Raw genomic sequence first — 6852 nt, 5'->3', positions numbered from 1 at the left:
GGGGTGGGTGGTGCGGGACAGGCCGATATGGTGCTGGCCCACATGCTGGTTGACGTAGTCGGACACCGCATAGGGGTCGGCGCGGTGGAACACGCAGCTTTGCTCGCTCAACAGGCGGCTTTCCATGGGCAAGGCACTCGCCATCGTTATTGTTATGGGCGCCGTATCCTGCGGCCCGGGCGGGCTGCGAACGCGGTCGGTCACGGTCATTCTATCCAGCCGCCACGGGTGTGTCGGGGCAGTCGACAGCCGGCTGATAGCGCCCACACTAAGCAAAAAGCCCGGCTGTGGGCAATGCGGCCGGGGCAAACGATGGGCGGATAGCGAACAGCGGCCCAGGTCACAGCGTTCGATTATCGGACAGTACCTGGGCCGCTTGCTGGCGGGTGCTCAGGAGGCCAGCATCACATGGCGTGACGCAGCATCTCCACCACCTGCGCATGCAGCGCCTTGTCACCACAGGCCACCACGCAGCCACCGTTCTGCGCCGAGCTGCCGTCCCATGCCGTGATCACCCCGCCCGCGCCTTCGATGATCGGCATCAGTGCCTGCACGTCATAGGGCTGCAGGCTCGCCTCCACGATCACGTCGACGAAGCCCGACGCCAGCATGCAGTAGGCGTAGCAATCGCCGCCGTAGCGCATCAGCCGAGCCTGGCCTGCCACTTTGTGGAAGGCCGCCTGGCGCGCCTCGGTGTCGAACATGTCGGGGGTGGTGCACATCAGCGTGGCCGAGGCCAGGTCGGTGCAGGCGCGGGTCCTCAGGGGGGTGCCACTGCGCCAGGCACCGTCCGGCGTGCCGACGAACCGTTCACCGGTGAACGGCTGGTTCATCACACCAATCACCGGGCGGGTACCGTCGTTGAGGGCAATCAGCGTGCCCCAGAGCGGCAGGCCGGTGATAAAGGCGCGGGTGCCGTCGATCGGGTCGAGCACCCAGGTCAGCGGGCTGCTGCCAACGGCCTCGCCCTGCTCCTCACCGAGAATGCCATGGTCCGGGTAGCGCGCCTGGATCAGCTCGCGCATGGCATCCTCGGCCGCTTTGTCGGCCACGGTCACTGGGTCGTACAGGCGCCCGCCCTTGTCCTCGACCTCCAGGCTTGCGCGAAAATACGGCTGGATCGCGGCGGCAGCGGCATCGGCCAGCTGTTCGGCGAAGCCGCGGAATTCGCCAATCTGTTCTGCGCTCAGGGACATGGAACGGGCCTCGTTGTGTGCAAAGGGCTTGCATCATACCCGACTGCCAGGAGAACCGAAGCGGCCCTGCGACAACCGATGTTGCCATGCCATTATTGCCGCTTCATTCAACCGTCACTGAATCGTTGTACTAGGATAGCAAGCAGCTCCAACGGCCGTGCCGCCAACCAAGGATGCTGGTTACTGGCGTGCACGGGCCTTCGTTCCACAGCACATCATGGATGACACGATGAATTCGCACCTGCTTTTTCCGCAGATCGGCAAAGTCATAGCCAGTACCGGCAGCCGGCATTTCCCCCAGCGGCTGCACGACCTGATCCAGACCCACCTGACCATCGATGCCACCCTCATTCGCCAGATGCGGGTGGCTGGCGCCTGCTCTTCCCGCCCCGACGCCACCTTGCTCAGCGAGGCGGTGTTCAGCACAGGCGAGCCGGGCGACGCCTTCGACGACCCAGCGCGCCTGCACCTGGCACGGCGCAAGGATGGCTACCGCTACGAGATCACGGTCTTGCGCGCGGACCCGCGCTATGGGTTCTCCGCCGTCGAACGCAGTCGGCTGGAGGACATCTCCCCCCTGCTGCTGCCCATGCTCGAGAAACACATCAGTGCCCTGCAGCCCGCGCAGCCTGAGCCGAGCGAGCCGGAAAGCCTGGAGCAGCGCTTCATCGAACGCCTGCGCCAGGCCGATATCACCTTGTCGGAGCGGGAAATGCAAGTGTGCAAAGGGCTGCTCGCCGGGCGCACGGCGCCACAGCAGGCCGAGCATCTGCAGCTGAAGGTCAACACCGTCGAAAGCTACCTGCGACGGGCGGCGATCAAGCTGGGGATCAGTGGGCGCAATTCGTTGATGCGTTGGATGTACGCACAGGGAGACTGAATTTGATACGCGCTCTGTAGGAGCGGCTTCAGCCGCGATCATCCGCGCAGCGGGTGCCAGCCATCGCGCTGCCGGCATCGCGGCTGAAGCCGCTCCTACAGCGTCAATAAACCCCAACGCCCGCGAACGCAATGAAGTCCAGCACATCCCCGGCCTTGAACGTCTCCCCCGCCGGCACCTCCAGCAACCCATCACCCTGCGCCGCACTGAGCAACGTCGCGGAACTCTGGTTCTCCAGCAACCGCGCCCGCCCGCCATCGAGCCGCACCCGCAGGTACTCCTGACGCTTGCCTGCCTTGGGCCAGGCAAACCCAGCCACCACCGGCACGCGTACCGGCTCGACCTGCACGCCCCCCATCCGCGCCAGCAGGTAGGGTCGCGCCAGCAGCAGGAAGGTCACCAGTGCCGACCCTGGGTTCCCCGGCAACCCCAATAACGGCACCGCCCCGATATGCCCGAAGGTGAACGGCTTGCCCGGCTTGATCGCCAGTTTCCACAGTTTTACCTCCCCGCCCTCACGCAGCAGCGCGCCGATGCAGTCGGCATCACCGACCGACACCCCGGCGCTGCTGATGATCAGCTCGGCGCCTTCGGCCTCGGCCAAGGCCGCGCGCAGCCGCAGTGGATCGTCCGGTACACAGCCCAGTTCGATCACGTCGCAACCCAGCCGTTCGAGCAACGTGGCCAGTACCACGCGATTGCTGTCGAAGATCTGCCCCGGCCCCAGCACCGCGCCTTCACTGGCCAGCTCATCACCACTGGACAGCAGTGCAACCCGTGGTCGGCGCAGCACCGGCACCTGGTTGATGCCTTGCGAGGCCAACACCCCCAAAGAAATCGGGTTCAGTACCGAGCCTGCGGCCAGCAAGAGCGAACCCGCTCGGATCTCGTTGCCTTGTGGGCGAACGTTGTCTCCCCGACGCAGCGGGGTCATTGAACTCACCCGTCCTTGCCCGTCGACCGCGCAGTTCTCCTGCAACTGCACGCAGTCGGCACCTTCGGGAACGGGCGCACCAGTGAATACCCGAGCGCAGGTCCCTGCCTGCAAAGGCCCCGGCGCCTGCCCGGCGAATACGGCCTGCGACACCGGCAACGGTTGCCCTGGCAGATCCTCGAGGCGCAGCGCGTAGCCGTCCATGGCGCTGTTGGCCCAGGGCGGCAGGTCGATGGCCGCAAGCAGGTCCTCGGCCAGTACACGGCCATCGGCCTGACGCAGGGCGACCGGCTCGACGGCCGTGAACGGCGTCGCCCTGGCCAGCGCCAGCAGTTGGCGCAGCGCCTCGTCAACCGACATCAATGCGCTCACGCGCGCGACCCGCACAGGTTGGCCGCCTTCAGGTGCGGCACGAAGTTGCAGGGGCGATGACGCGCATCCAGCTGTTCCACCAGGATGCCTTCCCAGGCGGTACGGCAGGCGCCGGTGGAGCCCGGCAGGCAACACACCAGGGTGCCATTGGCCAGGCCGGCCAGGGCACGGCTCTGCACCGTCGAGGTGCCGATGTCGAGGATCGACAGCGCGCGGAACAACTCGCCGAAACCATCGATCTGCTTGTCCAGCAGGCAAGCAACCGCCTCGGGAGTGCTGTCGCGCCCGGTGAAGCCGGTGCCGCCGGTGATCAGCACCACCTGCACGCCATCATCGGCGATCCATCCCGCCACCTGGGCGCGAATCTTGTACAGGTCGTCCTTGAGCAGCATCCTGGCCACCAGCCGATGGCCCATGCCCACCGCGCGGCTGGCCAGCAGCTCGCCGGAGGTGTCGGTTTCGAAGGTGCGGGTATCGCTGACGGTCAGCACGGCGATATTCAGTGGAACAAATACGGCATCGGGTCGGGTATTCATCTTTGGCGCTCAGGCAGTCGATCACACGTTGGCGAAACTAGAGATCCGTACCGCCAGCGTCCAATCGATATTACCCACGACCCAATAAGCCGACTCTATCGTTCGAATCGGCGACGGTTACCACTGAATCGTTTCACATGCGGCCAACGGTTGCGGCTAGAATCCCGGGGACCCTCCATCCGCAACCGTTTCGCCAGGATACCCGATGCTGACCGCCCTGCTGTTCGACCTCGATGGGACCCTCACCGACACCGACACCCTGCACTTGCAGGCCTTCCGCAAGCTGCTGCACGACCATGACGGCCGCGCGCTGACCCAGGAGCAGTTCGACACACAGGTGAGCGGGCGCTCCAACGGCCTGCTGTTCGCTGACCTGTTCCCGCACGCGGACAGCGCCGAACGCCAGAGGCTGGCGGAGCGCAAAGAGGCGCTGTTCCGCGAGCTGTCACCAAGCCTGGCGCCGCTGCCCGGTCTGCTCGACCTGCTGGCGCACGCCGAACAGCACGGCATCGGCATGTGCGTGGTGACCAATGCGCCACGCCTGAATGCCGAGCACATGCTGGGCGCCATGGGCCTGGACGAGCGCTTCAAGCATGTGCTGGTCGCGGACGAGCTGGAACGCCCCAAGCCCGACCCGCTGCCCTACCTCACCGGCCTGCAACGCCTGGGGGCCAACGCAGGCCAGGCGCTGGCCTTCGAGGACTCGCTGCCGGGCGTCAAGGCCGCCGTCGATGCCGGGATCTTCACTGTGGGGCTGGCGACCACCCAGCCTGCCGAGCGGCTGCTGGAGGCCGGGGCACGGCTGGTGATCGAGGACTACGATGATCCGCGCCTGTGGGCGCTGATCGAGCAGATGTAGGAGCGGCTTCAGCCGCGATGCGGTACCTGTCACCCGCTGTGCGGGTGATCGCGGCTGAAGCCGCTCCTACAGCGGTCGTATCAGGCCAGCGGGACGCGGGCAACGCGCGTCACCATTCGTCGGCCACGTACAGCCACTGTCGATTCCACCGCCGCCCCATTCGACCACAGGTTGAACCCCTCAGCCTGGAGTCACCACCATGATCCACCCCAAGCACGCCGTGGTTTCGCGCAGCCAATGGCTCGCCGCCCGGCAACAACTGTGGCTGCACGAAAAAGCCTTTACCCACCAGCGCGACGAACTGGCCGCCGCCCGCCGCGCCTTGCCTTGGGTGAAAGTCGAGCAGGACTACCGCTTCCAAGGCCCCGACGGAGAGCTCGGCCTCGACGGGCTGTTCGCCGGGCGCAACCAGTTGCTGGTCTACCATTTCATGTTCGCCGAAGGCTGGCAGGAGGGCTGCCCGGGCTGCTCGTTCCTGGCCGACCATTTCGACGGCGCCAACTTGCACCTGGCGCACCACGACGTGTCGCTGGTGGCGGTGTCCCGCGCGCCCTATGCCGAGTTCCAGGCGTTTCGCCAGCGCATGGGTTGGCACTTCCCCTGGTTCTCGTCCCATGGCAGCCAATTCAACCAGGACTTCGGTGTCAGCGTCGCCACCGATGGCACGGCCCAGTACAACTACGAACCCTACACGGGCAGCGAAAACGAGCTGCCCGGGCTGAGCGCCTTCTACCGCGACCAGGACGGCAACCTCTACCACACCTATTCCACCTACGCCCGGGGCCTGGACATCCTGGTCAATGTCTACAACTTCCTCGACCTGGCGCCGTTGGGGCGCAACGAAGCGGGCACGATGGACTGGGTGCGTCACCATGACCGCTATGACGGGGCCGATGCCAAGCCGCACTGCTGCTCGAAATGAATCAGGACGCCACCGCCTCGTCACAGGCCTCGACCCGCGCCGCATAGCGCTGGGCCAGCACCGCGCAGACCATCAGCTGGATCTGGTGGAACAGCATCAACGGCAGGATCATCGCGCCGATGCCCCCGCCGACGAACAACACCTGCGCCATCGGCACGCCGGTGGCCAGGCTTTTCTTGGAGCCGGCGAACAGGATGGTGATGCGGTCCTCGACGTTGAACCCGAACACACGCCCGAGCAGGCGCGTGCCCAGCAGCACCACCGCCAGCAGGATGCCGCACACGGCGAACAGCCCCGCCAGGTGCTGCGCCGAGACGCTGTGCCACAGCCCGGTGACCACCGCTTCGCTGAAAGCGGTGTAGACCACCAGCAGGATCGAACCCTGGTCGACCATTTTCAACCAGCGGGCATTGCGCCGGACCCAATCGCCAATCCAGCGCCGGGCGATCTGCCCGGCGACGAAAGGCACCAGTAGCTGGAGGGTGATCTTGAGCACGGCATCCAGCCCCGAGCCGGTATCGCCGGAGGCACCAAGCAGCATCATCACCAGCAGCGGCGTGAGGAAGATCCCCAGCAGGCTCGATGCCGCGGCGCTACAAATAGCCGCAGGCACATTGCCGCGCGCCAGCGAGGTGAAGGCGATCGCCGACTGTACCGTGGCCGGCAGCGCGCACAGGTAGAGCACCCCCAGGTACAACTCGTTGCCCACCAGCGGCACGAACAGCGGCTTGAACGCCATTCCCAGCACCGGGAACAGCACGAAGGTGCAGGCGAACACCAGCAGGTGCAGGCGCCAGTGGCCGGCGCCTGCAATGATCGCCTCGCGCGACAGCTTGGCGCCGTGCAGGAAGAACAGCAGGCCGATGGCCAGGTTGGTCAGCCAGCCGAACAGCACCGCCCCTTCGCCGGAACAGGGCAGTACGGTGGCCATGAACACCACCCCGAGCAACGCCAGGGTGAAGTTGTCGAACAGCATGCGCAAATACTTCATCACGTATTCCGTCTTGTCATTGTGCAAGCCCGGACGATAAGGTCTGCGCTTTTCCCGCGCTAACGCCGGAACCCCTGGCAATGTCGCCCAACGGACACCTGTGCAGGTCATTGGCCGCCGATGTTCGGCATTTTCCCGCAGCGCAATTCGACAAGGACTGCT

General features: G+C 65.7%; 7 protein-coding genes and 1 pseudogene. 3 read left to right on the top strand and 5 right to left on the bottom strand.

Annotated features, from left to right (window positions below; translation table 11 throughout):
* Both P5705_RS23300 and hisN read right to left on the bottom strand, forming a co-directional pair.
* A pseudogene (locus P5705_RS23300) lies at window positions 1-126 on the bottom strand (AraC family transcriptional regulator); the annotation flags it as partial.
* Window positions 127-404: 278 nt separating this feature from the next.
* A complete protein-coding gene (gene hisN, locus P5705_RS23295; RefSeq protein WP_277463230.1) occupies window positions 405-1196 on the bottom strand; it encodes a histidinol-phosphatase in 792 nt (263 codons plus the stop codon).
* Window positions 1197-1425: 229 nt separating this feature from the next.
* Between hisN and P5705_RS23290 the strand changes: the two genes are divergently transcribed.
* Window positions 1426-2076, top strand: a complete 651-nt coding sequence (locus P5705_RS23290) for a helix-turn-helix transcriptional regulator (RefSeq protein WP_277463229.1) — start codon at window positions 1426-1428, stop codon at window positions 2074-2076.
* A gap of 103 nt (window positions 2077-2179) precedes the next feature.
* On the opposite strand, the gene P5705_RS23285 is transcribed toward P5705_RS23290, so the two are convergent.
* Both P5705_RS23285 and moaB read right to left on the bottom strand, forming a co-directional pair.
* Window positions 2180-3370 (bottom strand): molybdopterin molybdotransferase MoeA, encoded by a 1191-nt coding sequence (locus P5705_RS23285; RefSeq protein WP_277463228.1) that lies wholly within the window; start codon window positions 3368-3370, stop codon window positions 2180-2182.
* A gap of 8 nt (window positions 3371-3378) precedes the next feature.
* Window positions 3379-3918, bottom strand: coding sequence for a molybdenum cofactor biosynthesis protein B (gene moaB, locus P5705_RS23280; RefSeq protein WP_277463227.1), 540 nt, complete (start codon window positions 3916-3918; stop codon window positions 3379-3381).
* 205 nt (window positions 3919-4123) lie between these two features.
* Between moaB and P5705_RS23275 the strand changes: the two genes are divergently transcribed.
* Both P5705_RS23275 and P5705_RS23270 read left to right on the top strand, forming a co-directional pair.
* A complete protein-coding gene (locus tag P5705_RS23275; protein WP_277463226.1) occupies window positions 4124-4777 on the top strand; it encodes an HAD family hydrolase in 654 nt (217 codons plus the stop codon).
* 199 nt (window positions 4778-4976) lie between these two features.
* Complete coding sequence (locus P5705_RS23270; RefSeq protein ID WP_277463225.1) at window positions 4977-5699, top strand: DUF899 domain-containing protein; 723 nt, start codon at window positions 4977-4979, stop codon at window positions 5697-5699.
* A gap of 1 nt (window position 5700) precedes the next feature.
* Here the strand turns inward: P5705_RS23270 and P5705_RS23265 are convergent, their stop codons facing one another.
* Window positions 5701-6690 carry a bile acid:sodium symporter family protein gene (locus tag P5705_RS23265; RefSeq protein ID WP_277463224.1) on the bottom strand — a complete coding sequence of 330 codons (990 nt, stop codon included), beginning with the start codon at window positions 6688-6690 and terminating at the stop codon, window positions 5701-5703.
* Window positions 6691-6852 lie beyond the last annotated feature (162 nt).

The sequence above is a fragment of the Pseudomonas entomophila genome (assembly GCF_029478665.1).
In the GTDB taxonomy this organism is placed as follows: Bacteria; Pseudomonadota; Gammaproteobacteria; order Pseudomonadales; family Pseudomonadaceae; genus Aquipseudomonas; species Aquipseudomonas entomophila_F.
This window is presented reverse-complemented; position numbering and strand designations above follow the sequence as displayed.